This window comes from bacterium (assembly GCA_023150945.1).
Lineage (GTDB): Bacteria > Zhuqueibacterota > Zhuqueibacteria > Zhuqueibacterales > Zhuqueibacteraceae > Coneutiohabitans.
In genome coordinates this window covers 89929-106170 of sequence record JAKLJX010000016.1, presented here as the reverse complement: position 1 = coordinate 106170, position 16242 = coordinate 89929, and the positions used below count along the sequence as shown (strand labels likewise).

The window sequence follows — 16242 nt, the reverse complement described above, 5'->3', positions numbered from 1 at the left end:
AAATCTGCAAAGTAACGTTAAGTGATCCAGCATTCATTTGCTGCGCGCAGCCTGTTGCATCAGCGCACGACCACGATCGTGCCGCGGCAGTTGCCGGCTATTGACCAGACATAAAGGCCCGGCTCACATTCCCTGCCGGAATCATCGCGGCCGTCCCAGCGCTCGCGTGTCGTCAGCGCCCGCCGCCGGTTGCCGTGCAAATCGAAAATTTCAACCTGCTGGCCGTCGTTGGGCGCAAAGCGCACACCTTCCGGATGGCGGCCCGGAATGAAAGGGTTGGGCCGCGCAAAGCATTCCTGTTTGATCGCAATCGCCGCGTGCGCGGTGACCGGCGGCACGAATGCTGACCCCGTGAGCGTGGCCGTGAGCGCAACCATCGCTTCGGCCGGCGCGAAATCAGCGTAGCGCAAGGTCAGACGCACGCTGTCCTGCTGGCCGGCGGCCAATGCCCTGCGAAGCTGCAACGGCAGCGGCAATGCCAGCGCAGGCCGGCTTTCCAACAGCTCCAGATGCGGCGGCGCGAGGTTGAGTGTGAGCGTGACGCTGTCCGCTGCCACCGGACTCTCGTTTTGGTAGACCAGCAGCGCTGCCAAAGGTTCCGCCTCGCTCGCCAGGCCGTCGCGGTTGCCGGGCGCGTCCGTAAGGTTGACCTGTTTGAAGACCAGGTTGGGCAGCGGGCAGAAACGCAGCCGGATCAGGGCGCTGTCAATTGCCGCGGCACAGAAGTTCGCGGCCGTGAGCTTGCCGTTGAACGTGAGGTCGGTGGCGCTGAAATCATTGGCGGTGAGGGTGAACTCGAAGTCGGCATAGCCGGTACCGTTCGGCGCCAACGCGGCAGTGAGCGCGAGCGGCGGCGGCACCGGCCAAGTTTGCGTTCCCCAGCGGGCAAACAAGTCGATGAATTCGATCTGCCGCGCGGTGGAGTCGCCGCGGTTTTGAAACATCAGGCGCAGGCGCAAGGGCTCGCCGGGCTCGGCGCAGCCGTTGCCATTGGCATCGGTGAGCTGCAGGCCGTAAACCGCCAATTGCGGCCGCTCGGCAGGCGGAGTCGCGTTGAGGGTGATGGCCGTCACGCTGACATTGTCCTTCAGTACACAGTCCTGCACCTCGGAATCGATACGTGAGATGATGGTGATCTGCTCCGGCTCACAGCGCACCGTGTTGCGCACCGTCGCGCGCCAGGACACGCTACCGCCGGCATGAGGCGCCAGCGTGCCCAACTGCCAGGCGAGGCGCAGCGCGCTCAGCAATCGGCCGCTGTCGCTGATTGCCGTCACCGCCAGCGCTTCGGCCAGATCGACCTGCAGGACCACGCCAGTGGCGGGAATCTCGCTCAGGTTTTGATAGTGCAACGTGAAAAGAATCTCTTCTCCGGGATCGGCGGCCGCCGGCGCGAGCGTGGTGAGCTGCAAGAGATTGCGGTTGCCCACCACCGTCAAAGCGGTGGTACTGGCGTTGTTGGCGAGATTGCAGTCGAGCTGCGCGGCCTCCTGAATGACAGCGCGATTGTGCAGGACGATATCCTCGCAAGCGCTGCCGGTGGGCCGCAGCAGCATCAGGAACGAAGCGGAGTCGCGGGCGGCAGGCGCCAAACTCGAGCGGTCGCCCACCAGGCGATGGGCCGCAGCCTCGTAGCGAAAGCCCGCAGGCAGCGGAGCAAGCAATTGCAGGAATGCCGGATCCGGCAGGGAATCGATCACCGTCACGCTCGCGGCCACCGGCCCAGTGAGGTTGCGATAGTGCAACGTGAAGCGCAGGGTATCGCCGGGCAGCAGCACTGCCGGGCCGGTTGACCGCAAGGTGTCAACGATGGTGAAAATTTCCAGCAAGTCGGCCGGCGGCTCGACCACAACCGCTGCGGCGCTGCGATTGTTGTTCAGGTTCTGCGGCGCTTCCGGACTCGCGGCGCCCAGCGCGGAAGTGGAAGCAACCGCTGCAACATTCCACAGCGTGGCAACCGCACACGGATTGCCAGGCTGCTGGCGCAGCCATTCCTCGGTGAGGCGGACCACCAGGCGCAGCGGCCAGGCGCTGCCGGCCGCGAGCGCAGGTCGTTGCCAGCGCACCACGCGATTCACCAAACTGAAAGGCGAGTCGGCGCTGATCACTTCCAGGCCGGGCGCGAGCGAATCGACCACCGTGAGATTCCAGGCGGTGAGGCGTTGATCGAGATTGCGCACGGTGAGGGTGAAGGTCAACGTGTCACCCACGCGTGCGCGTGGCGGGACGGCTTGCTTGGTGAGGGTGAGCAGATCGAGCGGCGCAAGCGCGGCGCAGGCGTTGCGAAAGGAATTGTTGGCGAGATTGAGATCGCAGTCGGTGATCAGCGTTGCGCTGAGGCAGAGAGAATCGAGGTCGCCGGGCAGATCCGGCGGCAGCAGCAGGCTCAGCTCCACGCTCTGCTGCACGCCGGCGGCGATCACGCCGAGGTTCAAGCAAAGCGAATCAGCGCTGACCGGCGCGACGGTTATGCTGTCGGGCGTGACCTGGAGGCTGTCCGCGGTGAGGCCCGCGGGCAGGCGCAGACAGAGTGTGGCCGCGCGCGCCACGTTGCCGCGATTGGCATAGTCATAGCGTAGCTTCAGCGGGTCACCGCGGCGCTGCGGTTCGAGCGGCACGCTGAGATTCTCCGCGACCAAATCCGGCGTCAAGACCAGCGTGCTTTCTGCGGCGCGTGGCGTGCCGGGATAGATGCGGCGGCCCTCGGCATTGCGAAACGAAACGCGCGCAATGGCAGTCAGGGGATTTTCGCCGCAGCTCAGCGAGAATTCCGCCACCGCGGCAATATGAAAAGAGAAAACGACGGTGGCGGTGTCGCTGCGCAGCGGCGGCGGCCGGCGCACGAGATTGCCGACCTGCCAGGTGATCTTTCCGGCCGCGGCATCAATTGCAACCGGATAGCGGCCGGCATCATGAAACGTCGCGAGCTGCAGCGCGAAACGGCCGTTTTCAAAAGAAGGCAGGAAGAATTCGACTTCCACGCCGGCGAGCGTGTCGGCCTGCAGCGGATCATTCCACACCCGGATGGTGTAAATCAGGCTGTCGGTATGCGCCGGCCGGTCTTTGTCAACTCGAAACGAGTACGCGATGGCCGCAATGACGGGCGGCTGCTTGGTTTGCGCGAATGCCGCGCTGCCCGGCGCAAACAGCGCCGCGGCCAGGGCCAGACAAAAAAAATCCCCCAACCGTGGGGGGATAGAAACAGAACTCCTCCGACACAATGCTCCCGCCGTTGTCAGCCAACGAATCAAATTCTACGCGCTCCCTGCGTTGATTTGAGAAAGTCCGGAGGCGCGGGCCTCCGGACGAGGTGGTCAGTGTCTGTCCAGAAAGGGAAGACCGCCCGGGCGGTGGTGTTTCCGCACGGGGACACGAGCTGCGGCGTGATCAGCTTGAAAATCGAACCCCGCGGCGGGCGCCGATCACATGAAACAGCACAAGCCCGAACGCACTACTCCGAGAGTTTCTTCAGTGTGCCCAGCAGCAGGCGGTAGTAGTTTGCCACGGACGGAACCTTCACGCGTTCATCGGGCGAGTGGGGAAATTCAATCTGGGGCCCGAGTGAGACCATGTCCATGCCGGGATATTTCATGCCGATAATGCCGCATTCCAGGCCGGCATGAATTGCTTTCACGCCCGGCTCGACGCCGAACAAATCCTTGTGCACTTCTTTGGCGACTTTGAGCACGTGCGAGTTGAGATTGGGCTTCCAGCCGGGATAGCCCGCGGCCTCTTCGACGCCGGCGCCGAAGGCTTCGCCGATCGCGCGGATTTGGTCGCGCAGCGCCTGCAACGCGGTGTTCACCGAGCTGCGCGTGCTGCAGTGAATGTGCAAGCCCTTCTTGCGGGTCTCCACCACCGCCAGGTTGGTGCTGGTTTCCACCAGGCCGGGAATATCGTTGCTCATCATGTGGACGCCGTGCGGCAGCGCATTGAGCAGGCCGAGCACGCGGCGCGTGGTCTTGCCGGTCCAGCAGGTTTTGGCGCGGCCCTTTTCAATGGTCAAGTTGAGGTTGGGATCAACCGCGGCGTATTCGAGGCGGAGGGCGTCGATCTGTGCCTGCAAGGCCGTGAGAAATTCATTCTGCTTCTTGCCCGGCACCAGCACGGTGGCGAAGGCTTCGCGCGGGATGGCATTGTGCTTGTTGCCGCCGGCAATCCCCGCCAGCCGAAAACGCAGCTTCGCGACGTTGAGCAGGCTGTAGAGCGCGCGCGCCAACAGCTTGGTGGCGTTGCCGCGCTGCAGGTGAATATCAACACCGGAATGCCCGCCGCGCAGCCCCGCGAGTTTCAAACGCAGCACTTCCATGCCTTTTTCCACGCGGTCTTCCTTGAGCGGCAGGAGCAGATCGGTGCCCGCGCCGCCAGCGCAACCGACGTACAGCGCGCCTTCTTCTTCCGTGTCGAGGTTGATCAATTGCCGGCCGCTGAGCAGATCTTCGGCGAGGTTGTTGGCGCCGGTCAGGCCGGTTTCCTCATCGACGGTAAACAGCAACTCGAGCGGGCCGTGCGGGAGGTCTTTGGCGTCCATCAGCGCCAGCACCGAGGCCACGCCGATGCCATTGTCCGAACCCAGCGTGGTGCCGGTGGCACAGAGATAGTCGCCGTCGCGGCGCGGTTTGATCGGATCTTTGGAGAAGTCGTGTTTGACGTCGGAATTCTTGTCGTTCACCATGTCGAGATGGCTTTGCAGCACGGTGATCGGCGCCTGTTCGCGGCCGGGAGAGGCGGGTTTCTTCACCACGACGTTGCCGGCCGCATCCTGCTGAAAGCTGAGGCCGTTCTTCTGGGCGACACTGATAACGTATTCGCGCATCGCCTTTTCATTGCCCGAGCCGCGCGGGATCCTCAGAATCTCATCGAAATGCTTCCACAGGGTGCGGGGCTCCAGCTCTGCGACAAATGACATAGGACGACTCCTTTCCGGGTAGTGATGGGGACGCTGGGCTCTCGTGACCGCCCAGCATTTGATATGGGAAAACCGTGCGCGCGGAAAACCCGCGGTCCCTCCGTCGGGCCGGCAGGTCCTCCTGAGCCGGAGCCGCACGGAAGCGGCGCCATCGTCCTAATGAGGGTCAAACAGGCGGGGTTGAACGTTCGCGCAACGGGGTCAACTGACGCTGGGTTCGAAGGGCCGGCGGTATTTGATCAAGCGCACACTGTTTCCCTTGCGATTGAAATGCACTTCATCCATGAGGCGATACATCATGTAGATGCCGCGGCCGCGCGGCTTGTAGAGATTCTCCGGCGCGGTTGGGTCGGGCAACTGGCGATGGTTGAAGCCCTTGCCGTTGTCGGTAATCTTGATTTCACCCAAACGTTCGTCGATTTTGGCTTCGACTTTGACGCGCAGCCCGGCATCGAAGTGGTGGCCATGTTCCATGGCGTTGGTCAGCGCTTCGACGATCGCAATTTTGATGTTGATTTCTTCCAAACTGATGATGCCGAGGCGCACGAACATTTCGGTGAGTTGGTTGGCGGCGCCGGTCACGTAATCGAGGCTGCTGGGCAGTTCGAAGCGCACGGTTTGGCGCAGGCCGGGGAGCAGGCGGCCGGGCTTGATGGTGTCATGGGTGAAAACCAGGATTTTGCGCAACGCGCTGATCGCCTGGCGCGGTTGGCAGGGCATGGGAATCAGGTGCAGCGCGCCGGCATTGAGCGCGCCAATGGCGTCGTTCATGCGGCTCTTGTCAGCCAGCACGATGATCGGCAGGAAGGGGAAGCGGTTGCGCGTCACCGCCACCATCTGCGAAGCCGGCATGTCCACCGCCGGAATCTCGAGCAGCAGGGCATCGCAGAACTTCTGCTGCAGCAGGCTGAGCGCATGCTGCGCCGAGTGGGTGAGGTGTACTTCCATGCCGTTTTCGCGTAACGCCTGCGTCAGCTCGTCATTGCGTTTGGCCTGGCCGTCGACCAGCAACAAGCGCGGCACATAGGTGTCCACTGCGGGGCGGGGCGTCTCCACTTTCAGACCGGCATCCTTTCCGCGTTCGGAGATGGGCGCGGGGGAATCATGATCTTTGCGTCTTAAAATCAGCATTCCTCGAGCGCGATTTGGTGATCTGTCATGATTGTCCTAACCTTGTTGCACACGCACAATCCCCTTGCTCCGGGCTTCCTCACCCGGGCCCGCCGGTTGCCGCGCTGTTGTGCCCGCGCGCCGGGCGTTGCGTTCAGGCCAGCACCTGGTACCGCGGCGCCGCCGGCGAACGGCGCGGTGATGGCGCACCGGTGATCAGCGGCACGCGGTGGCCGCAGGCCGGGCAGCCGCCCTGCTTCAAATTGATTTGCTGCACGGTATGCCAGGAGCGGCGAATCAGCAGAGCGCCGCACGCCGGGCAATAGGTGTTGTTGCCCTCCGGAGTGGTGACGTTGCCGATATAGACATAGTGAATTCCCATCTCCAGAGCGAGCTGCCGCGCGGATTCCAAAGTTTGCGGTGGCGTGGGCGGCAGATGCATGAGTTTGAAGTCGGGATGAAAACCGGTGAAATGCAGCGGCACCTCCGGCCCGAGATGGTCGAGAATCCACGCGCACATCTCCTGCAGCTCCGCGCGCGTATCGTTCAGCGTGGGAATGAGGAGAGTGGTGATTTCAAGCCAGGTTGTGCCGCGGCGCTTGAGCGCCTCGAGTGTTTCCAGCACCGGCTGCAGCCGGGCCAGACAGGTCTTGCGGTAGAAATGATCGGTGAAGCCCTTGAGATCGACGTTGGCGGCATCCATGTGATCGAAGATGGCCGGCAGGGCCTCCGGCGTCACGTAGCCGGCCGTGACCATCACGGTCTGCAGGCCGGCGGCGTGCGCGGCCCGGGCAATGTCAATGGCATATTCCGCCCAAATCACCGGATCGTTGTAGGTGAAGGCGATGCTGGGGCAGCCGTGCTGCAGCGCAGTCGCGACCACCTTTTCGGGCGTGAATGCCGATGCGCGCGCGTGATCATAGCGCGCCTTCGAAATGTCCCAATTCTGGCAAAATTTGCAGCCGAGATTGCAGCCGGCGGTGCCGAGCGAAAGAATCTCTGTGCCGGGAAGAAAATGCGAAAGCGGTTTTTTCTCGATGGGATCGAGGTGGACGGCGTAGGGGCTGGCGTAGGCCAGCGAATACAACACCCCCCCTTCGTTTTTGCGAACGAAGCAGAAGCCGGTCTGCCCCTCGCCAATTTCACAATAGCGCGGGCAGAGATAACAAAGCGTCTTGCCGTTATCCAGTTTTCTGTAAAACTGCGCCTCGACCATGTCTCTCCCAGTGTCTGCAAAGCGGCTGAAAATACGCATCCAACACGCAAAAAGCAAGGGAGGATTACTGCTTGCGGCCGGTGTTACAGCCGTGGTGGCCGCCTCTCCGGCCACGCCACCGCGGGAGTGGCACCACCTGGCGGTGGCAGTGCCAGTCTCACCGGCCATTTTGCCTGCGCCGGTCGGGCGCGCGGGCATGGCCGCAGGAATCAGCCGGCAGGCAGCACCTCGACGGTGGCGTTGTAATCCGGAATGCCGCTCGCCGGATCGATCACCCCGCGCCGGATGATCACGTTGCCCTCCGGCCAGTGCACTTCCAGGTTGCCGGCTCTGATCGGCGCGAGCTTGATGCGGCCGCGAAATTCACCGAGATGATTCTTGAGCACGGCCCCATCGCCCTCTTGCAAGCCCAGGCGCCGGGCATCTTCGGCATTCATCAGAATGTCTTCGCGGTGCGCGCCGGTGAGCGGATCGCGGCCGGCATGCACCATGCTGTTGAATTGCTTGCCGCGGCGGGTGGTCACCGTGAAAGTGCTGGCCTCGGCCGGCCGCGGGGGCGGCGCGAGCACGGCAAACTGCGCCCGGCCGCTGGCAGTGGGGAAGTGCCAGCCTTCACACAGGCGCGGCCCGCCCCACTGCAGCGCGTCGCCTTTTTTGCGCAAATGTTGAATGCCGTCATAGAACGGCACGGTGCAGGCAATCTCCTCGCGAATCTGCTGGGCGTTGTCGAAATGAATTTGCGCGCGGCGTTCGGGATAGACATGCTCGGCCAGTTCCATGAAGATTTCCCATTCGCTTTTGGATTCGCCGACGCGGCGGCCGGGTATTTCGGGGGAAAAGTAAATGCGGCGCTCGGTGGAAGTCTCGGTGCCGCCGCCGGTTTGCTCGAAGCGGGTGCGCGCCGGCAGCAGCAGCACCGCCTCTTTGGGTTCCACGAACATCTGCGGGGAGAGCACAATGTCTTGATGCACCCGCAGCGGCAAGGCGGCGAGCGCCGCGCGCACGAACGCCGGCTCCGGCAGGGTTTCGAGAAAATTGCCGCCGGCGGAGTACAGCACCTCCAGGCCGCCGGCCTGCGCCGCCTCGATCATTTCCACCGCGGAAAGCCCCTTTTGCGCAGGCACCGCAAAGCCCCACAGCGCTGCGAGCTGTCGCGCGTTCTCCTCATTCACCGGCACGCCGCCGGGCAGCAGATTGGGCACCGCGCCCACTTCCGCGCCCGCCTGCACACCGCTGTGCCCGCGAATCGGCACCAGCCCGCATTTCTCCCGGCCAACCAGGCCTTTGGTGAGCGCGAGATTGATGATCGCTTTCACGTTTTCCACGCCGTGCCGGTGCTGGGTGATGCCCATGCTCCACACCAACACCGCCGTCTGCGCGGTCGCCACCATCTTGGCAAATGCGCGCATTTCCGTCGCGCTGGCGCCCGCGGCCTGTTCCAGTTGCTCCCAGCTTTGCAGCGCCAGCGCCGCCTGCAGCTCGTCGAATCCTGCGGTGTGCTGTTGAATGAAATCGCGATCGACCCAGCCGGCGGCGAGCATGTGTTTGATCGCGCCGTTGAGAAAGGCAATGTCACCGCCGATGTGCACGTGAAAGAAGGCGTCGGCGAGCTTGGTGCCGAACAAGGCGCTTTCGAACACCGACGGCACCCAGTAGCGCTCCAGGCCGGGCTCGCGATAGGGATTGATGACGGCGATCTTGGTGCCCTGCTTTTTGGCGTAGTACATGTATTTCGTCGTCACCGGCTGGTTGTTGGGCGTGTCGCTGCCGATGAAAACCAGCAAGTCCGTGCCCAGCCAATCGCGGTAGGAGCAGGTCGCAGCGGGAACGCCGAGCATCTGTTTGAGCGCGACGGTGCTGGGCGCATGGCAAATGCGCGCGGAGTTGTCGAGGTTGTTGGTGCCGAGAAAACGCGCCACCTTTTGCGCGACATAGTAAACCTCGTTGGTCAGGCCGCGCGAGGTCAGGTAGAAGCCGAGGCGGTTCGGATCCGTGGTGCGGATTTTCGCGGCAATGACGCCATACGCTTCCTCCCAGGTCAGCCGCTGGAAACCCTTCTCGCCGGCGCGCCGGATCATGGGGTAGGGCAGGCGGCCGAGCTGGCGCAGCTCGGTGGCGTTCATCTCCTGCAGCGGGCGGTTGCCCTGCCAGGCTGCGGTCACGTCCGCGAGGGCGCGAATATCCAGCGCCGGCGCCGTGTTCAAGCGCATGAGATGGAGGCGCACCATGCAGAGATGCACGCCCGGCAGCGTGAAATCGCGCATGCCGGTGGTGCCGAGCGCGCAACCGTCACACACGCCCTCTTTGAGAATGCGCCAGGCAAACGGCAATTGATCGCGATTTTGCCACGCCGCTTTGGCCATTTCCCAATAGTGATTGGGCTTGACCTGGCCCAGCCCGTTGGGAATGAAGGAAACCCAGGTTTCCGGAGAAAAGAGTTTCATGACGAGGCTCCCAGTATGCTCACAGTCGAGGTTTATGGAGATGGCGATAACACAATCTAATGATCGACACCGCGGGGATGGAGTTGACTGCAAGTCGCGCTGCAAGATGAAAGCTTACCAACTTGGACGGGCCACAACCAAGATGAAATCCTCCCGCGGAAAGCAAAACCCAACGGAAGCGGGAGGCTGTATCAGTTGGGTGTTTTGGTAGGTTCGGCAGTATCTTTGTTCTTTCGCAACGATGCAACGGCAAAGGGACTGCGCCAGCCTTTTTACAAAAGTCAAAATACCTGCGTCCTGCGCGCAGCATAGAACTTTTCGACCGGCCCATCGTCTTAGACAACACGACTGCTAATCAACGGCTGCATTGCGGTCGTGCAAACTGCGAGTGTTATGGGAACTCTGATGATTGGGTTGCAACGGCCAAGCCGATACCGGAACACTTCGGTTTTGGCAGTGTGGAATCGGCGAATTCCTTCAGCAATCGTGTCTTGCCGAACGGCTCCTTTTGAGCACGCGGCGGGTCGCAGAATCCATGCTGGCTCGGCGGCACGCTCAAAAAGATGCTTCCGGCATGGCGCGCGGAGAAGAAACCCACCGCCCGGGCGCTCTCGATTCCAATCAACTTGAGTTGTTGCATTTATTCGTCGAACGGGCTTCAAAAGGCTCCAAGCGCCCGGGCGGTTCTTCAAATGACTAAATCTTTACGTTGCCGGCTGTCACTCCCTGGCGCGCTCTGAAGCTGCGGTACCATTTGCGGATTCCCCAGCCCGCGAGCCAGAACAGCGGCACCAGCGGCAATACGGCAATCACAAACGTGATGGTGCCGCTCAACACGTCGCCAAAGCCCGCGAGCCCGTTTTCAAAGCCGCGTTTGAGTTTGCCCCAAAAGCTGTCGCGGCCGGTGGTGATCAGTGGCCGCGGCTCAAACAGCCGCACGGTGATGGTGGAGAGCGCCACTTGATCGGAGAGATAGCGCTTGCGGCCCTCCAGCCGTTCGATCTCTTCGCGCACATTGACGAGCGCCTGCTCGACTTCCAAAATCTCACTCGTCTTGTTGGCGGTCTTGAGAATTTCCAGAAAGCGCTGCTCCGCCCGGCGCTTGTTCTCCAGCCGGGCAGTGAGATCATAAAACTCCTCGGTCACGTCGTTGCCGCTGAGGTTTTCGGTTTCCACTTTCTTGACCAGCTTCTTCAGCGCGGCCAGCGTGGTCTCGAATTTGTCCGCGGGTACGCGCAGCGTGAGCATGCCGGATTTGCGATTGTCATCCCGCACGCTGGTTTGCGCAGACACGAGATAGCCGCCGCTTTCTTCTGCCAGGGCGCGCATGCGGCCGGCGGCTGCTTCAAAATTCTCGACCTCGCAGAAAAGTTCCGCGGTTTTGATGATCATGCGTGCCGTTGGGACCGGCGCGGCGACCGGCTGGTTCTCGTCGGCGGCCCGGCCGGCGAGCAGCGCTTCGGCGCCTGTACCTTCCGCGCTCGTGGCACCCGGGGGCAACCTGGAGAATTGCATTTCAGAATAGACCGGTCGCTCGGCTTGGCGGGCTTCACAGCCGAGGAGAATCAAGCAAAGCAGGAGCAGAGCAGACGCCAATCGGAATTTCATGACTTGTTTCACCTCAATGAAAAGTGCCGGGCGAGCAAGCAGCATGGTTGTGGATGAACGCGCGAATAACGGCGCAAGCATACGATTTGCGTCCTCCAAAATCAAGCAATTATCCCGGTGGCGGCCGAAAAACCGTTTGACTTTACCGACAAAATTTACTATTTAATGCGTGCAAAATCGCAAGTTTACTGAGGCGGAAGCGAAGCATGCAGCAATCACGGAGCAACGCAACGATGAGGAGAGATTGGTCATGAAGAAGATTGCCTTCGTTGTCCTGACGTTGATCGTTCCGGCGCTGGCTTCTGCGCAATTGAAAGAGCAGACGCAGCCGGTTCCGTTCTCACACTTGTTGACGGCGCCGTTCAGCAAGCCGCAGGGTTTGATTGGCCTGTTGGGCTTGAACCCCCAGCGCTTCAGCATGCAGCAGAGCTACTCGCTCTCTTACCTGAGCGTGGGCGGCCAGGGCTTCAGCCAGGGCCTTTATCTGAACACCATGGGCTACCGGGTGGCGGACAACATGCAGGTGGCGCTGCAATGGGGCGTGATGAACCAGCCCCTGGGCGCGTTCGGCGTGCCCGGTGTGAATCAGAACGGTTTCTTCCTTTCCGGCGCCAGCCTGGAATACAAGCCGAGCCGCAGCACCGCGCTGAGCGTGCAGTTCAGCAGTTATCCCACGCACAACTACCTGCCGTATCGCCACTATGATCGCTGGTGGGATCCGGCGCCTGCGCTGACGCCATTGCCCAGCGACAAATAACTCGAAAGCTGCAATGACTCGCTCGCGCGGGTCATTTTTTTGTCTGATCATTCAAAGTTGAGGAAAAGGAGCGTGCCGAAGCAACGTATGGCAACACCGAGCCGGTCGAAAAACACCTCTGCCTCTGCGGGCAGCCCGCGGGCGATGGCCAAGCGCACGAGCACGAAAGGAAGCTTCAATCTGAAGAACGGATTCCTCTCGATCGCCCTGTGGGGCTTGGGCATCATCAACGTTCTGTTGATTGTTTCGTTCGTCAGCAAGCATTTTCTCTCCGGCACCGAGCGCCCGATGAGCGCGGAGACGCGCACGGAAGCGCCGACCGCCGAAAACGCCAAAATCGAAGTGCTCAACGGCTGCGGCGTCAGCGGCCTGGCGCGCAAGTACGCCGACTTGCTCAAGGCGCAGGGCTTTGATCCGGTGAACGTCACCAACTACGAAGGCGGCGCCAGCGTGCCGCGCACCTACATCTACGATCGGCGCTCGAAAGAGATGGAAAACGGCCTGAAGATCGCCAAGATCCTCGGCCTGCCGGATGAGTATGTGGTGTATCAGGCCAGCCCGGAACGCCTGGTGGCCGCGACCCTGATCATCGGCGAAGATTACAAGCAGATTCCCGTCAAGCCCAAGTAAGCTCGACTGCCGGCACCGGCTGCGCTTCCGGCGCTGCGAAATCTCGTGCCGCGGCCCGCGGGAAAATGATTTTCCCGGCACTCGCAGGCACGACGCGATCTGCTGCCGCCCAAATCGCAGCGGTGCCGTAGCGATGCTTTCGTCTCTCCCCCAATGGTGGCAAGCCGCGCGCTGCCTCGTCCCTTGAATAAACTTCGCACCGTTTGGTGGATGGCGTTCTACAATCTGATCGCCGTCCCTTTTCTTTTTGTCCTCTTTCAGCTCATTGCAGCGCTGCTGGGCCGCACCCGCGCCGGCGCCAAGATCAAGCTGGGCCGGCAGGGCCGTGCGCATTTGTTTGCCCGGCTGGCGCAGCAAATGGCCGCCTTCCCGGCTGGAAGCCCGCGCTTTTGGGTGCATGCTGCCTCGATGGGCGAATGCGAACAGGCCAAGCCGATTCTGCATGAAATCGGCACACGCTTTCCCGGCAGCGTGCGCGTGCTGACCGTTTTCTCGCCCAGCGCCTACCAGAATCTCTCTCGCCAAAATTTGCCCGCGGAAGTGATGTGCTATTTGCCGATCGACACTTTCACCAATGCCCGCCGTTTCCTGGAGCTGGTCAATCCCGCGGCCGGACTGGTTATTCGCCATGACTATTGGCCCAATTTCATGTGGCAGGCGCGGCGCCGCGGTGTTTTTCTCCTGCTCGCCGATGCCAGTGTGAGCGCCAACGCTGCGACCAAACGCGACTGGCCGGGCGTGCGCCAGTTCAATCGGGAGGTGCTCGCCAATTTCGCGGTGATCGCTGCGGTTTCCGCCACGGCTGCCGAGAGTTTGCGGCCGCTGTTGCGCTCTCCCGAGCGCTTGCGCATTCTCGGCGATACGCGCTATGATCAAGTGCTGCTGCGCACGCAGCAGGCGGAGCTCAGCAGGATTTTGCCCGGAAGCTGGCAGCCGGAGGGGCCGGTGTTGGTTGCCGGCAGCACCTGGCCCTCCGATGAAGAAGTGCTGCTGCCCGCCTTTGTGGCGGCGCGGCGGCAGGTGCCCGGCTTGAAGATGATTCTCGTTCCGCATGAGCCGACCGCCGTGCATTTGGCTGAACTCGAGCAGCGCTTCCAGGAACATCACGTGCGTGGCGCGCGACTCTCACGGCCGCAGGAGGCGGGCGCGGCCGCGATTCTGCTGGTCGATCGTGTCGGCGTGCTGGCGGAGCTGTATGGTGCGGGCCAGATCGCGTTTGTCGGCGGCAGCTTTGGCCCGGGCGTGCACAGTGTGCTCGAGGCCGCGGCGCACGGCGTGCCGGTGCTGTTCGGTCCGCGCATGAACAACTCGCCCGAGGCGCTCGAAATGAAAGCCGCGGGCTTGGGTAGAGTCGTGACGGATGCCGCCACCTGCGAGGGCGAGTTGCTGGCGCTGTTGCAGGATCGCGCGGCCTGCGCGCAGGTGGGCCGGCAATGCCGCGCGTTCGTCGCCGCCAAAGCCGGGGCTGCGGGCCGGATTGTGGAGGTGCTGGCGGCGGCCTGCGATTCAAACCTGCGATTCAAATCGCAGGCTGGTAGCTGAAGCCGGCTAAAGCCGGCTGGCGAATGCGTGGTGTTGGGGCGGCTGGAGGCGAGTTTAGGACTCGGGTGAGAATTGACTCAGATTCAGAAGGACCCGGATTGAGGGGTTTGGGGGAGACCTTGATTTTCTCATGGCACATGCCTATTGTTCGGCGATCGTGACAGGCAAAACAGTCCCTCGTGAAACCCTTCGGGCGGCTCTCGAACTCATTAAGCTTGGTTGTCAAACGAACATGAGTATTGATCTGTCCTGCCGGCGATCATCGCAGGTGCGCCGGATTTTTGGGCCTGGCGCAGCGGCGTGTATGACTTCACCGCGCTCCCGCAAGCAACTCAAAGACAAGCAGGAGGGAAAGAGCAAGCCATGAACGAAGCTGAAACCGTGCTGCAGAGCCGGGCCGCCACTGACGACGACTTGTTTTATCTCAAACTCGCGCGCGACGAATTCGCCGCCAGCCTCGGCCGCCTCGAAGAAACCGCCAAATATTTAGTCGGCGCCATCGGCGCAGTGGCAGGCTTGGTTCTGGCAGGCCTGCAGATCAAAGTCGCAGTCAAACCGGATTTGCAGGGCAGTTCTTTCACCCTGCCGTTCCTCTTGTGGGGACTGAGCGCCTTGTGCGCGATTCTGGTGTTCTTCCCCCTGCCGTACCGCCATTATCAAAATTCGCCGGCCGCCATTCGCCGCGCCTTCGAGCGCGCGCGCAAAGTGAAATGGGCATTGTTGCTGGTTTCGGTGCTGGCCTTCGCGGCGGGACTCTATTTTGCAGCGAGCATTCTCTAAAGTTTTCAAATCCTCAGGAGGCTTATTTTATGGACAACAATCTCCAGGATCGCATTGCGCGCGTGCATTGCGAACATTGCAATAAACCATTTCACCTGGCGGCAAAACCCAAATCTGACGAAGAGGGCGAAGAAGAGATCAAGCTGAACTGCCCGTATTGCGATACGCCGTTGCTCGTCAGTGTGCCGCGCCGCTATTTGTCGAAAAACACCCTGTTGCGCGGGGCGGTAGATCGCTGATGGTGAGCTTCCATCTAACGGCATGCCGCTCATAGTCAGTATATGTCGTACATTTGAATGTCATTCAGCAGAATCTTGTGAAGCACTCGGTGCTGCGCCTGAATCTTCACAAAATCCTTCAGGAAGGCCGGAATGCTTCCAAACCCGGTTCACTTTTCACGCTTCGCCTCGCGAGGAAAATTCTTATAGGGGAATTCCGGATGCCCATCGACCTTGTCATTCGTCCCGCAATCAATCCACATGACTTGATCGTGCTCACCCGCTTGCGCCAGGAATTTGACCGCAAGCTGGAACGCCGTGAGCCGCTCGCGCCCAAAGAAATCATCGCGCTCGGCACGCATCTTTGGGAGGCCCTTGTCAACGCTGTTGATGGCGGCCTGGATAAAATTCTCGCCCTGCAGCAGCAGGCCATTGCCGCAACGACTCACGTGCGCCTCATTCTCGAATCCGGCGAGCCGGACATGCAAGCGTTGCCGTGGGAAATGACGTTTCATGCCGACCCGCGCCTGGGTTTTCTCAGCCGCAATGCCGATTTCACCCTCCTGCGGCGCTGTCAACCGGCCGACAAGGCCATGCCTGACCTGCCCGGCGGGCCGCTGCGCATTCTGCTTTTCGTGGCCTCGCCCGAAGATCTCGACCCCGAAAAGTCCCGCCTGGATTTTGAAACCGAGGAGACTTTTCTCTTTGCCCAGCTCGATGCGGCGCTCAGCCGCGGCGAGGTGGAAATCGACGTGGCGGAAGACGGCACGCTGGCTACCCTGCAAGCCCGCCTCGAAAGCAATGTCTATCACGTCGTGCATTGCAGCATGCACGGCCTCATGAAGGATGACCGCGCGGTACTCGCTTGTGAAGACGACGCCACCGGCCGCCAGCGTGAGGTCACCCCCGAGGAGCTGATTGCGGTGTGGAAACGTGGCAAAGCCCCGGCGCCCTGCTTTTTTCTTTCTGCCTGCCAAATGCAAGATTTTGCCGGCGCCCTGCTCTTAGCGGGTGTTCCGCATGTCATC

General features: G+C 61.7%; 13 protein-coding genes. 5 read left to right on the top strand and 8 right to left on the bottom strand.

All coding sequences use genetic code 11. The features are described 5' to 3' along the window. Nucleotides 1-59 precede the first annotated feature (59 nt). From L6R21_19595 to L6R21_19565, 7 genes are all read right to left on the bottom strand, one after another. Nucleotides 60-3185: a DUF11 domain-containing protein gene (locus L6R21_19595; GenBank protein MCK6561405.1), complete on the bottom strand. Its 3126-nt coding sequence runs from the start codon at nt 3183-3185 to the stop codon at nt 60-62. A 266-nt stretch (nt 3186-3451) separates the two neighbouring features. Then, nucleotides 3452-4909, bottom strand: coding sequence for an aminoacyl-histidine dipeptidase (locus tag L6R21_19590; GenBank protein MCK6561404.1), 1458 nt, complete (start codon nt 4907-4909; stop codon nt 3452-3454). Nucleotides 4910-5110: 201 nt separating this feature from the next. Beyond that, a complete protein-coding gene (locus tag L6R21_19585; protein MCK6561403.1) occupies nt 5111-6040 on the bottom strand; it encodes an ATP-binding protein in 930 nt (309 codons plus the stop codon). 133 nt (nt 6041-6173) lie between these two features. Beyond that, complete coding sequence (amrS, locus tag L6R21_19580; protein ID MCK6561402.1) at nt 6174-7235, bottom strand: AmmeMemoRadiSam system radical SAM enzyme; 1062 nt, start codon at nt 7233-7235, stop codon at nt 6174-6176. A gap of 209 nt (nt 7236-7444) precedes the next feature. Then, nucleotides 7445-9679: an FdhF/YdeP family oxidoreductase gene (locus L6R21_19575; protein MCK6561401.1), complete on the bottom strand. Its 2235-nt coding sequence runs from the start codon at nt 9677-9679 to the stop codon at nt 7445-7447. A 391-nt stretch (nt 9680-10070) separates the two neighbouring features. Beyond that, the gene (locus L6R21_19570) at nt 10071-10319 is read right to left on the bottom strand and encodes a hypothetical protein (GenBank protein ID MCK6561400.1); all 249 of its coding nucleotides are present in this window, start codon (nt 10317-10319) and stop codon (nt 10071-10073) included. Nucleotides 10320-10375: 56 nt separating this feature from the next. Further along, entirely contained in the window at nt 10376-11287 is a 912-nt protein-coding gene (locus L6R21_19565) for a DUF4349 domain-containing protein (protein MCK6561399.1), read from the bottom strand. A gap of 250 nt (nt 11288-11537) precedes the next feature. Between L6R21_19565 and L6R21_19560 the strand changes: the two genes are divergently transcribed. The 5 genes from L6R21_19560 (at nt 11538) to L6R21_19540 (ending at nt 15235) form a co-directional block, all read left to right on the top strand. Beyond that, entirely contained in the window at nt 11538-12044 is a 507-nt protein-coding gene (locus L6R21_19560; protein ID MCK6561398.1) for a hypothetical protein, read from the top strand. A 72-nt stretch (nt 12045-12116) separates the two neighbouring features. After that, entirely contained in the window at nt 12117-12674 is a 558-nt protein-coding gene (locus L6R21_19555) for a LytR C-terminal domain-containing protein (GenBank protein ID MCK6561397.1), read from the top strand. A 183-nt stretch (nt 12675-12857) separates the two neighbouring features. Further along, entirely contained in the window at nt 12858-14216 is a 1359-nt protein-coding gene (locus L6R21_19550; GenBank protein ID MCK6561396.1) for a hypothetical protein, read from the top strand. Between the two features lie 363 nt (nt 14217-14579). Then, nucleotides 14580-14996 (top strand): hypothetical protein, encoded by a 417-nt coding sequence (locus L6R21_19545; protein MCK6561395.1) that lies wholly within the window; start codon nt 14580-14582, stop codon nt 14994-14996. Then, entirely contained in the window at nt 14927-15235 is a 309-nt protein-coding gene (locus tag L6R21_19540) for a hypothetical protein (GenBank protein ID MCK6561394.1), read from the top strand. Before L6R21_19545 ends, L6R21_19540 begins: the two co-directional genes overlap by 70 nt. 149 nt (nt 15236-15384) lie before the next feature. Here L6R21_19540 and L6R21_19535 read toward each other — a convergent pair whose 3' ends face one another. Beyond that, complete coding sequence (locus tag L6R21_19535) at nt 15385-16191, bottom strand: hypothetical protein (protein MCK6561393.1); 807 nt, start codon at nt 16189-16191, stop codon at nt 15385-15387. Between the last annotated feature and the right edge of the window lie 51 nt (nt 16192-16242).